A 16949-nucleotide genomic window follows, 5' to 3' on the forward strand; every position below is an offset into this window, starting at 1 on the left:
CAGCGGTAACCCTTGTCTATGCTGAAAAGTGGTAATGCAGCGCACAACTATGGAGAGAGTTGCGATGCCTTGGAATTCTTCGACTGGACAACGCCGCTTCCCCCTGCATCTTCACATCAGTGTCATGTTCACCGTGCTGCTGCTGTTTACCAGTGTCGTTCTGAGTATTTTCAATTACTGGCAAACCTCGCAAATCATTTTATCCAGCAGCGAGAAGCTGTTCGGCGCCATCGCCCAAGATGTGGAGGTCGACTTACACCGCACCTATCAACCGATCCGTCGATTGCTCAGTCTGTTGGCCGCCTATGATCCCAATCACGCCTACGCGCTGGGACAACGGCTGGCATTGCTCAAACCCTTTGCACAGGCATTAGAAAACGATCCTAATCTTGCGTCGTTGTACCTGGGCTACAGCAATGGCGATTTCTTCATGGTCCGGCCTTTACGGACTGGCACCGCGCAACACTATGTTCAAGCACCTGCGAACGCCTCATACCAGGTCTGGAGTATTGAGCACATCTCCGGCACTTCCTTGCCGCGCTCGCAGTCGCTGTTTTTCGACGCCGCACTGCACTTGATCAGCCAACAGGAAAACCTGAACGAACGGTTCGACCCCCGTGATTGGGGGTGGTTTGAGCAAGCCCGCGCCGGTTCCGATCAGATCACCAGTGAACCCTATGTCTTTTTAAACCGCCATGTGGTGGGCACTACATTGGCCCGTCGAAGTGGCACGGACAGCGTTATCGCGGCAGACCTGACCCTCGATGCCTTGTCCGCGACACTGGCCAAACACAAGATCACCGCCAGTACCGAGGTGGTGGTGTTCGACAGCAACGGCAACGCAGTGGCGTACCCCGATAGTTCAAAGTTGGTGATCGAAAGCGGCACGGCCCATTTGGCCAACGCGAAAGACCTAAGCCCGGCGTTAAAGGAGTTATTTGATCAAGGAGTAGAATCCACAAGCCGCCTGACACTGGGTAATCGCGACTGGATAGTTGCCCATAGCCATCTGAAAGAAGGCGGTCCATCCGGGCTGCAACTGGCAATGTTAGTGCCAGAGGATGAGCTGTTGGCAGACGCCATACGCCTGCGATGGCAAGGAGCGCTGGTAGCATTGAGCACCCTGCTGTTGTGCTTACCGCTGGGTTGGTTGATGTCCCGCATCATGGTTAAACCTTTGCGGACACTGGTGCGCGAAGCTGATGGGATCCGCAGTTTTGATTTCACGAGTCCGGCCGGCCATCGATCGCTGGTGCTGGAAGTCGACCAGCTGTCGTTGTCCATGGCGCGGATGAAGGCAACATTGGCCAGTTTCCTTCGAATCACCGCCAGCTTATCCGCCGAAACCCACTTCGATACGCTGCTGCAACGACTTCTTTGCGAGACCGTGGCGATCAATCAGGCCCAGGCCGGTTTGATTTATTTGGTCAATAGCGAGAGCAGATGCCTAGAGCCCGTTGGTCTCGTTATGCTTGGCGCCCAACATGCGCCGCAGGACTACGGCCTAGGCGCCCATGATCTGCACACGGATCAACAACCCGGCTGGCTGCAACATTTGGTCGTGAACAGGAGCAGCGTGGTAGTTGCGCTGAGCTTCGAGCACGCAGGCGATCTGCAAGGCCTCATGCAAGCCATTGACGCGCCGAGGATTCATCTACTGGGTATACGTTTGAGCAATCAGCATGGCGAAACCATCGGCGCCCTTAATCTAATCCATGCCGACACCGGTACCCCGTCTGATCTGGAGAACATCAGCCCTGAGCGGGTAGCCTTCACCGAGGCTGTCTCTGGGGCAGCCGCCGTATGCATCGAAAGCCAACGCCTCCAGTCCAGGCAAAAACTGCTGTTGGATTCGTTTATCCAGCTGATTGCCGGTGCCATCGACGCGAAGAGCCCCTACACAGGCGGCCATTGCCAGCGGGTGCCGGTGTTGACCCTGATGCTGGCCCGCGCCGCCGCCGCAAGCCAGCAACCGGCGTTTCTCGACTTCCACCCAACCGAAGACGAATGGGAAACCTTAAACATCGCTGCGTGGCTGCATGATTGCGGCAAAGTCACCACTCCCGAATATGTGGTCGACAAGGCCACCAAACTTGAAACCTTGTACGACCGGATTCATGAAATCCGCACTCGCTTCGAGGTGCTAAAACGCGATGCCTGGGTCACTTATTGGCAAGGACGAACAATGGGAAGCCACGAGCCTCAGTTAGCCGCCGCCCGAGACCTTGAGCTGACCGAACTGGATAACGACTTCAGTTTTGTTGCACGGTGCAATCTTGGGGGAGAAGCGATGGACGATGCCGATTTACGACGCCTGCGGCAGATTGGCGCTCGCAGCTGGATGCGTACGCTAGATGACCGGCTGGGCGTTTCCTGGGAGGAGAACCGCCGTCAGGCCCGTCAGCCTGTGACGGCATTGCCTGCCAGAGAAACCTTGCTGGTGGACCGGGCTGAGCACTTGTTCCAGCGGGCAGAAGCTGAAGAAATACCGGCTGACAATCCCTGGGGATTCAAACTGGATGTGCCACCGTACAAATTCAATCGCGGCGAACTGTACAACCTGAGCATTCGTCGCGGCACCTTGACCGCTGAAGAGCGGTACATCATCAACCATCACATGGTCCAAACCATTTTGATGCTCAGTCGTTTACCGTTTCCCGCACACCTGAAAGGCGTTGCAGAGATCGCTGGCGGTCACCATGAAAAAATGAACGGGACGGGATACCCCAAACGCTTGAAGCGCGACGAAATGAGTATCGCGGCACGAATGATGGCCATCGCGGACATCTTCGAAGCGTTGACGGCCGTCGACCGGCCCTACAAAAAGGGTAAACGCCTGAGTGAAGCGCTGTCGATCATGGCGCAGATGTGTATCGATGAGCACATCGACCCGCCCCTGTTCGAGTTGTTCATTCAGGCGGACATCTATCAGCACTATGCGACCCGCTATCTTCAGCCACAGCAAATCGACGCCGTCGATAAACACAGCGTGTTGGAAAAAGCGGGAATGGGGAGGTCACGCTAGGTCGAAGAGACTTCGGGGGAATAGGTAGTGCAAAAAAAAGCAGGCATTTGAGCCTGCTTTTTTTGTATCAACGTGGATCAGGCAACCGGATTGATCGGCTTTTCCGGGTACCAAACGTCGATCAACGGGCTGACAGTCACTTCTGTCAATTCGCTGCGGCCTTTGAGCCAGCCTTCAACTACTGCGCGCTGCTCTGCGTTAACCGAGCCGCGTTTCTTCAGGCAAACCAGACCAAAGTCTTCGCCGCCAACGTAGTTCAGATCATTGGCATCCATGGCTTCGGTCAGGAAGGCATCGAGGAAGGCGTCAATAGCCTCATCATCCAGGTCTTGTTTGAAGTCCAGGTTGAGTTCAAAACCAACCTCTTGGAATTCATCAACGCAGAGTTTTTTGCGCAGACGCTGGGAACGGTTAGTGGCCATGGAACAATCCTCATAAGTAATAACGGGCGGCACTTTACCAGCTTGGGCGACTAAATGCCCGCCTCAGTGCCGGATGTTCGTCCGGGAGCGCGCTTAAGACCCATATTAGCTGTTTATCGACAAAAAACTGCCCGTTGGACGGCGTTTCCTCGGCACACGTCACCCTTGCTTGGGGCATAATGCCGCTCAATTCTGCTCAGATGCAGGTGATCCGGGCAGCCTATTGAATGGCCGTATTTATCTCGGTAACGGTCAAGATCAACGAGGGAATCCATCCATGCCCTCTACTTTTCCCTTCTCAGCAGTAGGGCTTTATTTCCAATGATCAAATCTTTACGCCCCCTGTTATTCGCCAGTCTTTTCTTCCCTCTGGCTATGTCCGTCGCCGCCGCCCCGATCAACACCTCGTTACCGCCCAAGGTTCAACAGGCGCTGCAGGCCGCCAAACTTCGAAACGATGCGCTTTCCCTGGTCATTTTACCGCTCACCGGCCCCGGCGTTGCGACGGTCTATAACGCGGACGTTTCGGTCAACCCGGCGTCAACCATGAAACTGGTGACAACCTATGCCGCGCTGGAAATGCTCGGCCCGAACCACCAATGGAAAACCGAGTTCTACACCGACGGCACTGTCAGCAATGGTGTTCTGCACGGCAACCTCTACCTTAAGGGCGGCGGTGATCCCAAGCTGAATATGGAAAAACTCTGGCTGCTGCTGCGCGATCTGCGCGCCAACGGGGTGCTGCAGGTAACGGGAGACTTGGTGTTGGACCGCAGCCATTTCATTCGGCCGCTATTGCCCGTGTTCAACGACGATGGCAACGATGAAAATCAACCGTTCCTGGTCAAGCCCGATGCGCTGATGGTCAACCTCAAGGCCCTGCGCTTTATCGCGCGCAACGACGCCGGCAAAGTGATGGTGTCCGTTGAGCCTCCAATTGCCAGCATCCACCTCGACAACCAAGTCAAGGCGCTGGCCTCCGACGCCTGTACCGGCGATGTGCGCTACACGCCGACGCCTCAGGTCGACGGCAGCATCAGCGTGATTATCAGTGGTCAACTTGGTCAGGGCTGCAGCTCTCAGACCTATCTGTCATTGCTGGATCACCCGACTTATACCGCTGGTGCAGTGCGCGCGATTTGGCAAGAGTTGGGCGGCAGCATTTTAGGCAAGGACCGGGAAGAGGTGGTGCCTGGCAACGCTCGACTGTTGGCCAAGGCCTATTCGCCGGATCTGGCGGAAATCATCCGTGACATCAATAAATTCAGTAACAACACCATGGCTCAGCAATTGTTTCTGAGCTTGGGTGCGAAGTTTCGCAACGATGCCGATGGTGACGACGCCAAGGCTGCACAACGGGTGATTCGCCAGTGGCTGGCCAAGAAAGGCATTATCGCCACGCACTTGGTCATGGAAAACGGCTCAGGTCTGTCCCGGGCTGAACGCGTCAGCGCGAGAGAAATGGCACAAATGCTCCAGTCTGCCTGGCAGAGCCCGTATGCCGCTGAGTACATAAGCTCCCTGCCACTGGTCGGGGTTGACGGCACCATGCGTAAACGTCTCAAAACCACGCAAATGCGCGGCGAGGCGCATATCAAAACCGGCACCCTGAACACCGTGCGGGCGATTGCCGGCTTTAGCCGCGACAGCAATGGCAACACGTGGGCAGTGGTGGCGATTCTAAATGGGTCGCAGGTCGGCGGTACCGCATCCGTGCTCGATACCGTACTGCTTGATCTGTATCGCCAACCGAAGCTGGCCAATACCTCAATCTCGTTGCAACGGCCTTGATGGTCCGCTGAGACACCGGGCCGCGCCAACACCTGACCCATCCAGCCAGGTGTTGGGGCGACGATTGCTTACCGCGCGGTAATACGCCACGCCCGGTGGATCTTGGTGTTACGGGCAAAATCCGGGTCGACGGTTTGGGCGGTGATTTCTTCAATCGCGTACCGTTCGCTCAAGTTTTCATCGAGCTGAAACTTGCGGAAGTTATTCGAGAAATACAACACGCCGCCGGGTGCCAGGCGCGCCATCGCCAGATCAAGCAGTTGCACTTGATCTCGTTGCACGTCGAAGATCCCTTCCATGCGCTTGGAGTTGGAGAACGTCGGTGGATCAATGAAGATAAGGTCATATTCATCGCGGCTCGCGTCCAGCCAGGCCATGACATCGCCCTGCTCCAAACGGTTTTTATCCGAGAAACCATTGAGCGACAGGTTGCGCCGCGCCCAATCCAGATACGTCTTCGAGAGGTCCACGCTGGTGGTGGTCCGTGCGCCGCCTTTGGCCGCGTGCACGCTGGCAGTGCCGGTGTAGCTGTACAGGTTGAGGAAACGCTTCCCCGCCGCTTCTCGCTGAATCCGCATGCGCATTGGGCGGTGATCGAGGAACAGCCCGGTGTCCAGGTAGTCGGTCAGGTTAACCAACAACTTGACACCACCTTCGCTGACTTCACGGAATTGGCCTTGCGCGCTTTGACGCTCGTACTGCTTGGTGCCGCTCTGGCGCTCGCGACGCTTAATGACAACGCGGCTCTTGTCGATGTTCAGCGCTTGAGGAATAGCTGCCAGCGCATCGAACAATCGGGCCGAGGCTTTTTCCGGGTCAATAGACTTCGGCGCAGCGTATTCCTGAACGTGTACCCAGTCGTGATAGAGGTCGATAGCCAGTGAGTATTCCGGCATGTCGGCGTCGTAGACGCGGTAGCAGTCGATGCCTTCACGGCGCACCCACTTGCCCAGCAATTTGAGGTTTTTCTGCAAGCGGTTGGCAAACATCTGCCCGCCTTCGCTCAGGCGCGCGTGCTCAACGACTGGCTCGGGCGTTTTGATCGGATTGCCGTTCTTGTTGTATTTCTCGTACTTGCCCGGCGCTTCGACTTCGGTGGATTCGTTGGCATCAGCTTCAACCTGATCGCGCTCGACTTGCCGCTGTTCAGCCGTACGGCGCTCGCCGGTGACGAATTGATCTGGCACTACTTTGATCAGCAATAATTTGCACGGCAATGCGCCGTTCCAGAACGCGTATTGCTTGTGACTGCGGATGCCCATGCGCTTGCCCAGGTCCGGCGCACCGGTAAACACCGCCGCTTCCCAGTTCAGACACGCTTGTCGCAAACGCTCGCCAAGGTTCTGGTAGAGATAAAGCAGACTGGCTTCATCGCCCAAACGCTCGCCGTAAGGAGGGTTACAGATCACCAAGCCTTTTTGGTTCTGGTCAGGACGCGGCTCAAAGGTCGCCACTTCGCCTTGATAAACCTTGATCCAATCACTCAAACCCGCGCGGTCAATATTATTGCGCGCAGGTTGGATCAGACGCGGATCGGCTTCGTAACCACGGATCCACAACGGTGGCTTGGCCAGGCCGATGTCGGCCCGTTCCTGCGCTTCGTCGTGTAGCTTTTTCCAAATGGCAGGAATGTGCCCAAGCCAGGCCGAAAAGCCCCAACGCTCGCGCTTGAGGTTGGGCGCGATATCCGCCGCCATCATGGCGCCTTCTACCAGGAAGGTACCAACGCCGCACATGGGGTCAGTCAACGCGCCGCCTTGAGCGGCGATACGCGGCCAGCCAGCTCGCACTAGAATTGCAGCGGCAAGGTTTTCTTTCAGCGGAGCAGCACCTTGCTGCAAACGATAACCGCGCTGGTGCAGGCTGTGCCCGGACAGATCAAGCGACAAAATAGCTTCCCCGCGATCAAGGCGCAGGTGAACGCGAAGATCAGGGTTGAGCTTGTCCACCGAAGGACGCAGGCCTGACGGCGTGCGCAGTTTGTCGACAATCGCGTCCTTGACCTTCAACGCACCAAAGTGGGTGTTGTCGATGCCCGAACCGTTACCGCTGAACTCCACCGCGAGACTGCCTTCGGCGTCCAAGTGATCCTCCCACTCAACGTCCAGGACCCCGTGATACAGGTCCTCGGCGTCTTTCATGGGAAAACGCTTGATAACCAGCAACACTCGGTTAGCCAAGCGCGACCAGAGGCATAGCCGGTAGGCGGTCTCCATGTCTGCGAGGCCGCGAATGGCTGAGGTATGTTCGCGGGTTTCCTCAAGGCCAAGCCCGGTCGCTTCTTCAGCGAGTAGGCCCTCAAGGCCTTTGGGACAGGTGAGGAAGAGTTCAAAACGGTCCGACATGGATAATCCAACGCCCTAGGCGAGTAGCGGTGAGGCAACGCATTGCCCAACCAGATTTTAAACAGGCGCCTTTCTTGGAGAACGCCTGCGTGGCACACACATTGTGCCGTTCCACCTTGAACGATCCCTTTGGGAGCGCATTCATTTGCAAGGCAGCGATGCTGTATATCAGATAAACCCCCTAGCCCGCTTCCCGAATAAATTCGGACCGCAGACTCGGCGCGAGCACAAACGTTGCAACAATAAGTCACATTCCGTGACCCTTCGTCGATTAAAGGTTGACGTCAATCCGCCATCTTTTAACCCCGAAAACGACTTCCATTCTCAATCAAAGCCTCGGTTCAGCGGGGCTGTGGAAAAAACATTGCGCCAAACGCGTGGGTTGCTTATGGCTCTAACACCCTTTTCGTTACGTTGTTATGACAAAACGATCATTCACAGCGTCCGGCGCATTGGTTAGAACTCAACTCAGGTTGTCGCCGCAATGGCAACGACACTAAGCCCGCGACGCCGGCAGCGGGTACTCACGGCAGAAGATTCTGCCCGACCTCGACATGAGGTCTCCAGGGACATAACAGTCAACAAACGAGGGCAATACCCTATGAGAAGACTTAAGCGTGATCCGTTGGAAAGAGCATTTTTACGCGGATATCAATTTGGTGTTCATGGCAAATCCCGTGAGCTTTGCCCTTTTACTCTACCGTCAGTACGCCAAGCCTGGATCAATGGCTGGCGAGAAGGACGCGGCGACAACTGGGACGGTATGACCGGCACTGCGGGCATCCACAGACTCAACGAACTTCACGCGGTCGGCTAACCAGGCATATTCCGACCAGGCTTTTTTAAAAAGTTGCACACCTGACTAAACATGCACGCCCTATCCGGGCGGCGGGCTAGCGCCCAGGGGTTCCTTCTCAAGGAGCCCCTTTTTTTATCCGGGTTTTGACGTCGCGACGCTGGATCAGTGGCGACTCATTGCAGCAATAGCGTCAACCGACTGCCCGATCAGCGCTGGCCCTTTATAGATGAAGCCCGAATAAATCTGCACCAGACTTGCACCGGCCGCGATTTTTTCCGCCGCGTGCCTGCCTTCAGTGATTCCGCCCGCCGCAATGATTGGCAAGCGCCCCGCCAGTTCTCCCGCCAGCACCTTGACCGTATGGGTACTTTTTTCGCGAACCGGCGCGCCCGACAGACCACCGGCCTCGTCGGCGTGGGGCAAACCTTGGACACCCTCGCGGCTAAGAGTGGTGTTGGTGGCGATCACCGCGTCCATGCCCGAGTCAATCAACGCAGCGGCCACCAACACGGTTTCTTCGTCGGTCATGTCCGGCGCGATCTTGATCGCCAACGGCACGCGACGGCCGTATTTCACAGTGAGGTCTTCTTGACGCATGCGCAGCGCTTCGAGCAGTTGCTTGAGCGAGTCCCCGAACTGCAAGCTGCGCAAACCGGGGGTATTAGGCGAGCTGACATTAACCGTCACATAACTCGCGTGCTCGTAGACCTTATCCAGGCAGATCAAGTAATCGTCCACGGCGCGCTCAACCGGTGTGTCGAAGTTCTTGCCGATGTTGATTCCAAGGATGCCGCTGTACCGAGCCGCCTTGACGCGAGTGATCAGGTGATCGACGCCCAGGTTGTTAAAGCCCATGCGGTTAATGATCGCCTCAGCTTGGGGCAACCGAAAAATCCGTGGTTTCGGATTACCCGGCTGTGGACGTGGGGTCACGGTACCGACTTCAACAAAGCCGAAACCCAACTGCGCAAAGCCGTCGATGGCCGCGCCATTTTTGTCCAGCCCCGCCGCCAACCCCACCGGATTCGGGAAGTTAAGGCCCATCACTGTGACCGGCAACTGCGCAGGCGCCTTGCTCAACAAGCCATTGAGCCCCAAACGCCCGCCCGCGCCGATGAGATCCAGCGACAGGTCATGGGAGGTTTCCGGGGAAAGTTTGAACAATAACTGGCGGGCCAGGTTATACATGGGCGGGCGTGGCTCGTGAGCGGCTGAATTCAGGGACGCGATTATAGACGGACCCGGCATTGGAGGCGAGACATGCTGTAATCTTTGCAGACGCTCGCGCCGGGTGTGGCATACGCATTGCTATGGGACGCGTATGAATAAAGAGACGCGCTATGAATAAATCACCCAACAACGCTCTGGATTGGGTCGCAGGCAGCGATGCACCGGAAAAGAATGTTATCGATCTAGGCTTCATGGCCTTGACCGATTGTGCCCCGCTGGTGGTCGCCGCCACCCAAGGTTTCGGTCAGCCCTATGGGCTGACGATGAACCTTAAACGTCAATCATCGTGGTCCAATCTGCGTGACAAATTGGTCAACGGTGAACTGGACGCGGCCCACAGCCTGTATGGACTGATCTATGCCGTGCAGCTCGGAATCAGTGGCACCGGCCAAGTCGATATGGCGGTACTGATGGGCCTGAATCAAAACGGGCAAAGCATCAACCTGTCGAAAGCGTTGCAAGACGCCCACGTGGTCAGTCCTGACGCGCTGGACGACCGCGTGCACCAAAGCCGCTCAAAACTGACCTTCGCCCAAACCTTCCCCACCGGCAACCACGCGATGTGGCTGTATTACTGGCTGGCGAGTCAGGGCATCCATCCGTTGAACGACGTCGACAGCGTGGTCGTTCCTCCGTCGCAAATGGTCGCGCATTTGCAAGCCGGGCGTATTGACGGCTTTTGCGTCGGTGAGCCGTGGGGCGCCAGCGCGGTTAATCAGGGTGTCGGATTTACCTTGGCGACCACTCAGGCCATCTGGCCGGATCACCCGGAAAAAGTCCTCGGTTGCACCCGGGAGTTCGTCCAACAAAATCCGAATACCGCCCGCGCGTTGGTGATGGCGGTGCTCGAAGCCAGTAAGTTCATTGAGCAAAACGACGAAAATCGCCGCAGTACCGCGCAATTGCTCAGCGGCAGTGACTACCTCGATACGCCGGTGGAATGTATCGAACCACGCTTGATGGGCAACTATGGCGACGGCCTCGGTCACCATTGGCACGATCAACACGCCGTGCGCTTTCACGGGGCGGGCGAAGTGAACATGCCTTACTTGTCGGACGGCATGTGGTTCATGACGCAATTGCGCCGCTGGGGTCTTCTGCGTGACGACCCGGATTACCTGGCCATCGCCGCTCAGGTGCATCAATTGGAACTCTATGGCCAGGCCGCCAAAGCGGTGGGCGTTACCGTGCCTGCGTCAGCCATGCGCAGCAGCCAACTGATCGATGGCAAAATCTGGGATGGTAGCGACCCGCAGGCCTATGCACACAGTTTTAAACTGCATGCTCTGGTCGATACTGCCCTCACCCGCGTTCCTCGTTGAAGGAACCTGCGAATATGCTGCGTATCCTGCTGATAAACGACACATTCAAGAAGGTCGGTCGCCTCAAGGCCGCTCTCGTAGAAGCCGGTTTTGATGTCATTGATGAGTCCGGGCTGATTATCGACCTGCCGGCACGGGTCGAAGCGGTTCGCCCTGACGTGATTCTGATCGACACCGAATCCCCCGGCCGCGACGTAATGGAACAAGTGGTGCTGGTCAGCCGCGATCAGCCCAGGCCCATCGTGATGTTCACCGACGAGCACGACCCGTTGGTCATGCGCCAAGCGATCAAGTCTGGGGTCAGCGCCTACATTGTCGAAGGCATTCACGCTCAGCGCCTGCAACCGATTCTGGACGTGGCCATGGCCCGTTTTGAGAGCGACCAGGAACTTCGTGCCCAATTACAGGCACGCGATCAGCAACTGGCCGAGCGTAAACGCATCGAATTGGCCAAAGGCCTGCTGATGAAAATGAAAAATTGCAAAGAAGAAGAGGCCTACACCCTGATGCGCCGCCAAGCCATGAGCCGCCAGCAAAAGCTGATTCAAGTAGCCGAGCAGATCATCGCCATGAGTGAGTTGTTGGGGTAGGCGTAAGTTCTATTTAACCTTTTGAAATCCCTACATTTTCTGTAGGAGCGGGCTTGCTCGCGATGGAGCGCGAAGCGGTCCGAAAAAATGCGAAACCCAGTGTTTATCGTTAAAAATGTACTGCATGATTTACGGCCGCTGCGCAGTCGATCGCGAGCAAGCTCGCTCCTACAGGGTTGCAAAGTGAGTCAAGCTTGAAGCTTATGGCTCGCAACTTGCTACTACTCTTGCACCGGTAGCCAAAGGCGGTTACCCCTTTCACGACAAAGACGTCGCATACTCTTCTCGCTCAGGCGAATCGGGTTGCGGCGTTTTTTGCGTTTTGGCCCACCGGCCACGATTCTTTAAATGCGGATGAGGTGTTCTATGAATGCAAGCTTCTGGAAAGCCGGTCACCGACCGACGCTGTTCGCAGCCTTTCTGTATTTCGACCTGAGCTTCATGGTCTGGTACCTGCTCGGCCCAATGTCGGTGCAAATCTCCGCTGACCTGCACTTGACCACTCAACAACGCGGCTTAATGGTTGCAACGCCGATTCTGGCCGGCGCTTTTCTGCGTGTATTGATGGGCCTGCTGGCTGACAAACTGTCGCCAAAGACCGCCGGGATTGTGGGTCAAGTGATCGTGATCGGCGCCTTGCTAACGGCTTGGCAGCTTGGCATCCACAGCTATGAGCAAGCGCTGTTGCTCGGCGTATTCCTCGGCATGGCCGGCGCTTCGTTCTCCGTCGCCCTGCCGCTGGCCTCGCAATGGTATCCGCCAGAGCATCAAGGCAAGGCAATGGGCATCGCCGGTGCGGGCAACTCCGGCACCGTGTTCGCCGCATTGATCGCTCCGGCATTGGCCATGGCGTTCGGCTGGACCAACGTGTTTGGATTCGCATTGATACCACTGGTACTGGTGCTGATCGCCTTCAGCTTGATGGCGCGCAACTCACCGCAGCGGGCAAAACCCAAATCCATGGCCGACTACTCAAAAGCTTTGGGTGACCGTGACACCTGGTGGTTTATGTTCTTCTACGCCGTGACCTTCGGCGGCTTCATTGGCTTGGCCAGCGCCCTGCCCGGCTACTTTAACGACCAATACCACCTGAGCCCTGTAACGGCGGGTTATTACACAGCAGCCTGTGTGTTCGGTGGCAGCATGATGCGTCCACTCGGTGGTGCTCTGGCGGATCGCTTTGGCGGGATTCGGACCTTATCGGGCATGTACGGCGTGGCTGCAATCTGCATCGCCGCTGTCGGTTTCAACCTGCCGAGTTCCTGGGCAGCACTGGCACTGTTCGTGTCCGCCATGCTCGGCCTCGGTGCTGGTAACGGTGCAGTGTTCCAACTGGTTCCTCAGCGTTTTCGTCAAGAGATCGGTGTCATGACTGGCCTGATCGGCATGGCCGGCGGCGTCGGTGGTTTTCTACTGGCAGCCGGCCTGGGTGCAATCAAACAGAATACCGGCGGCTACCAAATGGGCTTGTGGTTGTTTGCCAGCTTGGGTGTCTTGGCCTGGTTCGGTCTGCATAACGTCAAACGCCGCTGGAGAACCACTTGGGGTTCGGCCGCTGTGACCGCTGCTCGGGTATAAACCGCTCAATGAGCCTGCAACTGAGTTTTGCCCATTTCAGCGCCAACGGGCCGCGTGCCGAGAATCAAGACGCGAGTCGGCAGGTGACACCGATGCCGGCGCTGGCCGCGAGCAAGGGTTACTTGTTCGCGCTGGCCGATGGTGTCAGTCAATGCGTCGACGGTGGATTAGCGGCGCGCTCAACCTTGCAGGCATTGGCGCTGGATTACTACGCAACACCGGAAACCTGGGGTGTTGCGCAGTCGCTGGACCGCTTGCTGCTGGCGCAAAATCGCTGGCTGCAGGCCAACGGCTTGCTCACCACCTTAAGCGCCCTTGTACTGCGCGGACGCCGCTTCACCCTCGCCCACGTCGGCGATTGCCGAGCCTACCGCTGGCACGCCGGCGAGCTGCAACGGGTCAGCGAAGACCACGTTTGGGAACAACCAGAGATGCGGCACGTGCTCAAGCGTGCTCTGGGGCTCGATCAGCATTTGGTCATGGACTACCTCGACGGCGAATTGCACGAGGGCGAACGCTGGTTGCTACTGAGCGACGGCGTGTGGGCGACCTTGGGTGATGCGACCATCACCTCGATTCTTCGCGAACAAGATGACCTCCAAAGCGCGGTCAATACCTTGGTCGCCGCCGCGCACCTGGCGGGCAGTCAGGACAACGCCAGCGCGCTGCTGATTCAGGTCGATGGAGTGGGCGAAGACAACCTCGGCGACACCCTGGTCCAGTTGCAACAATGGCCGCTGCCCCCTGCGCTCAAAACGGGCCAAGCGTTCGAAGGTTGGCAGGTGGAAACGCTGCTCGCGCAATCGCGCCAGTCGTTGCTGTATCGGGTGCGTGATCGTCAGCAGCAACCCTGGCTACTGAAAACCTTGCCCGCCAGCCGTCACGCCGAGGCCAATGCCGGGCAAAGCCTGTTGCTGGAAGAATGGTTTTTACGTCGGGTCGCGGGGCGGTATTTTCCGGAAATTCATCCCGCCAGCGAACGTCAGCACCTGTATTACCTGATGCGTGAATATTCTGGCCAGACCTTGGCCGAGCTGTTCAGTGCAAGTGGCCCGCTGCCGCTGGCTCAGTGGCAAGACGTTGCGACCCACCTGTTACGTGCCGTGGGCTTGCTGCATCGGCGCAACATCTTTCACCGCGACATCAAGCCGGAGAACCTGCTGCTTGATGACAATGGCGACCTGCGGGTGCTGGATTTTGGCCTGGCTTTTTGTCCGGGGTTGTCGGCGGACACTGCCAACGACCTGCCGGGCACGCCGAGCTTTATTGCGCCCGAGGCGTTTACCGGCACCCCTCCCAGCGCGCAACAGGATTTGTACAGCGTCGGCGTGACCTTGTACTTCTTGCTCACCGGGCATTACCCCTACGGCGAAATCGAAGCGTTCCAACACCCGCGCTTCGGCAACGCCGTGCCGGCCAGCCGCTACCGCCCGGACGTGCCCGACTGGCTGGAACACTGCCTGAGCAAAGCGCTGCAACCTGACCCCGCCCAGCGCTATGAAACCGCCGAGGAATGGTTAATAAACCTGGAGAAGGCCGAGCTAAACCCAGCCAACACCCGACCCCGCCCGCTGCTGGAGCGAGAACCGCTCAAGGTCTGGCGGACCGTGGCGTTGGTGTCTTTGTTGGTGAATTTGGTGGTGATTGTGATGATGTTGCATAGGTGATCCCCTGAGGGATTAACTTGCGCAATAAGTTGCGCAACGCAGTAACGAAAGTTGCGCAACAGGGTTCGAGCAAACAAGTGACATCACTCTTTTTTATTTTTCATCGTGCGATTTTCAGAAACGTCCTACAGCCTGCCGGGGAAACTTTCCAATAAACTACCCTCCATCAAAAAGGAGAGGTAGTTATGGCTAACCCTGGATACGTAACAATTACCGGCAAGGCTCAAGGATTGATTTCGGCAGGCTGCTCCAGTAAAGAGTCGATCGGCAACAAATACCAGTCAGCGCATACCGACGAAATAATGATGCTTTCTTATACTCGAAACCTGGCCAATTTTGAGAATAACAACAGCTCGACCCATGGCCCCATTATCATCTCCAAATACATTGATAAATCGTCTCCCTTATTAGAGCAAGCACTGACCCGAAGAGAAGAGTTGGACTGCACGTTTGATTTTTATCAAACAACGCCCTCGGGTACGCAGGAGAAGTTTTATTCGATATCGATCAAGGGTGGACTCATTGTCGACCTGACACAGGACATGCCTGATGTGATCTTTCAATCTGACGGTGAAATGCGAGAACACGTTGCTTTTCGTTTCCGTGAGATTAATTACACTAACCTCAGAGCGGCCACCAGCGGCTATGGCTTTTGGGGTGAGCCACGATGAGCGCCAGCAGTGATGATATCTGGGATGTCCACCAAGCAGCAGGGCAACTGCAAGGACAAGCCCTTAGTGTCAGCGCCCGACACCTTGATCAAGGTCATGGGCGCGTGTTGTTTATTCGGGAAGTGTCCTATTACGCCAAACGTATTATTGATGACGTTGAACTCGGTCGTAAAACCCCCACGCAGGGCATCGACGCCATATTGAAAGAGCACCGCAGCCTTGCGAGTCAATCGCAGGCGTTGGCGCGTGATCGCCAACGTGCCATAAGCAACAGCGTCAAACGCATTCCAGTGCCACGGCTCACCCAACCGGCGATGCGACCTGATCCCGAACGCTTACTGCGTTATGTCTTTGCTCAACACCTTAAGGTGACCAATGAAAAGACCCTGGCCACCCTCCACCTGCCGGTTCCGACGTCAATATATGAGCGTTACCAGCTTTTCCCTCCAGAGCTGCAGCCGGAACCCATCGAACTGCATGACCCAGGGTTCTACATCGTTCCCAGAAGCACCACGGTTGAACGACTGGAAGCACAATTGTTCACCTCAGCCAATTCTAGGGTCATTGCCAAGTTCAGGATCCTGAACCCTGGGTTGGATCAGATAAAAGCCGGGCAAATGATTGTGCTCAGCGATCCCGATAATGGGCGATGCACCGAGGAAGAAGCGCGGCTGATGGCAACGGCACGCGTGGTGAACAAGGTATTGGAGGATCTTAGCCCGGAAGAAGCCGACTTCATGGTTCTCCACCGTGATGAAATCGAGTCTTTCATCAAGTACGGCTCTATTGGGACCAGCATGGCCGCGGCGGTTTACAAAGACAACATAGACACGGTAGGACAAATCCTGAAAGCCATTGAAGACCTGCACAAGCGCACCTTCAACCAACACGGGCACCTGCGATCCCCCGAGTTCTTTGCCGAACGCAAACAACTGTTTGCTCAACTCGACACCCACCTCACCAAACTGACCAAACATACCATCGACTACCCCGACCACCCGAAACTGAGAACCGCCTTGGGAATTTCCAGCCGCAGCTTGGTGCATCGCTGGGGCCGGGCCGGTGCACACGACATGAACCCTGGATACGCCACCCACTTAGCCGCAGTGTCCAAGGCCTCCAAGTACATAAATTATGGTGGCTGGGTGGGCACTGCTATTGGCGGCGGGGCTTCTTATATGAAAGTGCAGGATGTGTGCCGGGCGGGGGATGCTGAGGCGTGTGAGAAGGTGAAATATACCGAAACCGGAGGGTTCGCAGGAGGGGTTGCGGGCGGTATTGCCGCCGGCGCGCTTTTAGGCAGTGCGGGAGCTGGCGCTATATGCGCTGCTCTCTGGGTACCAACGGTTGGGGTGGGAACACTTGTATGTGGTCTTGTTGTAGCGGGAGGAGTGTCTTTCGCTTCCGGTTATGGTGGCGGGATGGCTGGTGAAGCGATAGGCGAAGTGATTTACGAGGTCAGTAAATGAGCGTGAGTGTCGTCGACAAAATCTTCCTCTGTGTTGGCCT

The 16949-nt window shown here is 56.7% G+C and carries 12 protein-coding genes; 9 read left to right on the forward strand and 3 right to left on the reverse strand.

Going from position 1 to position 16949, the window contains the following annotated elements; genetic code table 11:
* Positions 1 to 64 precede the first annotated feature (64 nt).
* Positions 65 to 3025, forward strand: a complete 2961-nt coding sequence (locus RHM65_RS19595; RefSeq protein ID WP_322170021.1) for an HD domain-containing phosphohydrolase — start codon at positions 65 to 67, stop codon at positions 3023 to 3025.
* 77 nt (positions 3026 to 3102) lie between these two features.
* On the opposite strand, the gene RHM65_RS19600 is transcribed toward RHM65_RS19595, so the two are convergent.
* A complete protein-coding gene (locus RHM65_RS19600) occupies positions 3103 to 3447 on the reverse strand; it encodes a YggL family protein (RefSeq protein ID WP_322170018.1) in 345 nt (114 codons plus the stop codon).
* Between the two features lie 321 nt (positions 3448 to 3768).
* Here RHM65_RS19600 and dacB point away from each other — a divergent pair, with 321 nt between their 5' ends.
* Positions 3769 to 5238: a D-alanyl-D-alanine carboxypeptidase/D-alanyl-D-alanine-endopeptidase gene (dacB, locus tag RHM65_RS19605; protein WP_322170015.1), complete on the forward strand. Its 1470-nt coding sequence runs from the start codon at positions 3769 to 3771 to the stop codon at positions 5236 to 5238.
* 68 nt (positions 5239 to 5306) lie between these two features.
* Here dacB and rlmKL read toward each other — a convergent pair whose 3' ends face one another.
* On the reverse strand, positions 5307 to 7583 hold the full coding sequence (gene rlmKL / locus RHM65_RS19610; protein WP_322170011.1) for a bifunctional 23S rRNA (guanine(2069)-N(7))-methyltransferase RlmK/23S rRNA (guanine(2445)-N(2))-methyltransferase RlmL: 2277 nt from the start codon (positions 7581 to 7583) through the stop codon (positions 5307 to 5309).
* 601 nt (positions 7584 to 8184) lie between these two features.
* Between rlmKL and rmf the strand changes: the two genes are divergently transcribed.
* On the forward strand, positions 8185 to 8400 hold the full coding sequence (gene rmf, locus RHM65_RS19615; protein ID WP_080290409.1) for a ribosome modulation factor: 216 nt from the start codon (positions 8185 to 8187) through the stop codon (positions 8398 to 8400).
* A 144-nt stretch (positions 8401 to 8544) separates the two neighbouring features.
* On the opposite strand, the gene RHM65_RS19620 is transcribed toward rmf, so the two are convergent.
* Positions 8545 to 9570 carry a quinone-dependent dihydroorotate dehydrogenase gene (locus tag RHM65_RS19620; RefSeq protein ID WP_322170003.1) on the reverse strand — a complete coding sequence of 342 codons (1026 nt, stop codon included), beginning with the start codon at positions 9568 to 9570 and terminating at the stop codon, positions 8545 to 8547.
* Positions 9571 to 9722: 152 nt separating this feature from the next.
* On the opposite strand from RHM65_RS19620, the gene RHM65_RS19625 reads away from it, so the two are divergent.
* From RHM65_RS19625 to RHM65_RS19650, 6 genes are all read left to right on the forward strand, one after another.
* Positions 9723 to 10934 (forward strand): CmpA/NrtA family ABC transporter substrate-binding protein, encoded by a 1212-nt coding sequence (locus tag RHM65_RS19625; protein WP_322169999.1) that lies wholly within the window; start codon positions 9723 to 9725, stop codon positions 10932 to 10934.
* Positions 10935 to 10948: 14 nt separating this feature from the next.
* Positions 10949 to 11524, forward strand: coding sequence for an ANTAR domain-containing response regulator (locus tag RHM65_RS19630; protein WP_322169997.1), 576 nt, complete (start codon positions 10949 to 10951; stop codon positions 11522 to 11524).
* A gap of 366 nt (positions 11525 to 11890) precedes the next feature.
* Complete coding sequence (locus RHM65_RS19635) at positions 11891 to 13102, forward strand: nitrate/nitrite transporter (protein WP_322169994.1); 1212 nt, start codon at positions 11891 to 11893, stop codon at positions 13100 to 13102.
* Positions 13103 to 13110: 8 nt separating this feature from the next.
* Positions 13111 to 14769 (forward strand): bifunctional protein-serine/threonine kinase/phosphatase, encoded by a 1659-nt coding sequence (locus RHM65_RS19640; protein WP_322169990.1) that lies wholly within the window; start codon positions 13111 to 13113, stop codon positions 14767 to 14769.
* Between the two features lie 185 nt (positions 14770 to 14954).
* Positions 14955 to 15440, forward strand: coding sequence for an Hcp family type VI secretion system effector (locus tag RHM65_RS19645; protein ID WP_322167352.1), 486 nt, complete (start codon positions 14955 to 14957; stop codon positions 15438 to 15440).
* Complete coding sequence (locus tag RHM65_RS19650) at positions 15437 to 16909, forward strand: hypothetical protein (protein ID WP_322169986.1); 1473 nt, start codon at positions 15437 to 15439, stop codon at positions 16907 to 16909. Before RHM65_RS19645 ends, RHM65_RS19650 begins: the two co-directional genes overlap by 4 nt.
* Positions 16910 to 16949: the final 40 nt, after the last annotated feature.

Origin of the sequence: Pseudomonas sp. CCI4.2, from assembly GCF_034350045.1 — a bacterium.
Lineage (GTDB): Bacteria > Pseudomonadota > Gammaproteobacteria > Pseudomonadales > Pseudomonadaceae > Aquipseudomonas.

Excerpts from the sequence above, each read along its gene's own strand:
- RHM65_RS19595 (WP_322170021.1), top strand. The coding sequence starts at position 65 with ATGCCTTGGAATTCTTCGACTGGACAACGCCGCTTCCCCCTGCATCTT.
- RHM65_RS19600 (WP_322170018.1), bottom strand. The coding sequence starts at position 3,447 with ATGGCCACTAACCGTTCCCAGCGTCTGCGCAAAAAACTCTGCGTTGAT.
- dacB (WP_322170015.1), top strand. The coding sequence starts at position 3,769 with ATGATCAAATCTTTACGCCCCCTGTTATTCGCCAGTCTTTTCTTCCCT.
- rlmKL (WP_322170011.1), bottom strand. The coding sequence starts at position 7,583 with ATGTCGGACCGTTTTGAACTCTTCCTCACCTGTCCCAAAGGCCTTGAG.
- rmf (WP_080290409.1), top strand. The coding sequence starts at position 8,185 with ATGAGAAGACTTAAGCGTGATCCGTTGGAAAGAGCATTTTTACGCGGA.
- RHM65_RS19620 (WP_322170003.1), bottom strand. The coding sequence starts at position 9,570 with ATGTATAACCTGGCCCGCCAGTTATTGTTCAAACTTTCCCCGGAAACC.
- RHM65_RS19625 (WP_322169999.1), top strand. The coding sequence starts at position 9,723 with ATGAATAAATCACCCAACAACGCTCTGGATTGGGTCGCAGGCAGCGAT.
- RHM65_RS19630 (WP_322169997.1), top strand. The coding sequence starts at position 10,949 with ATGCTGCGTATCCTGCTGATAAACGACACATTCAAGAAGGTCGGTCGC.
- RHM65_RS19635 (WP_322169994.1), top strand. The coding sequence starts at position 11,891 with ATGAATGCAAGCTTCTGGAAAGCCGGTCACCGACCGACGCTGTTCGCA.
- RHM65_RS19640 (WP_322169990.1), top strand. The coding sequence starts at position 13,111 with ATGAGCCTGCAACTGAGTTTTGCCCATTTCAGCGCCAACGGGCCGCGT.
- RHM65_RS19645 (WP_322167352.1), top strand. The coding sequence starts at position 14,955 with ATGGCTAACCCTGGATACGTAACAATTACCGGCAAGGCTCAAGGATTG.
- RHM65_RS19650 (WP_322169986.1), top strand. The coding sequence starts at position 15,437 with ATGAGCGCCAGCAGTGATGATATCTGGGATGTCCACCAAGCAGCAGGG.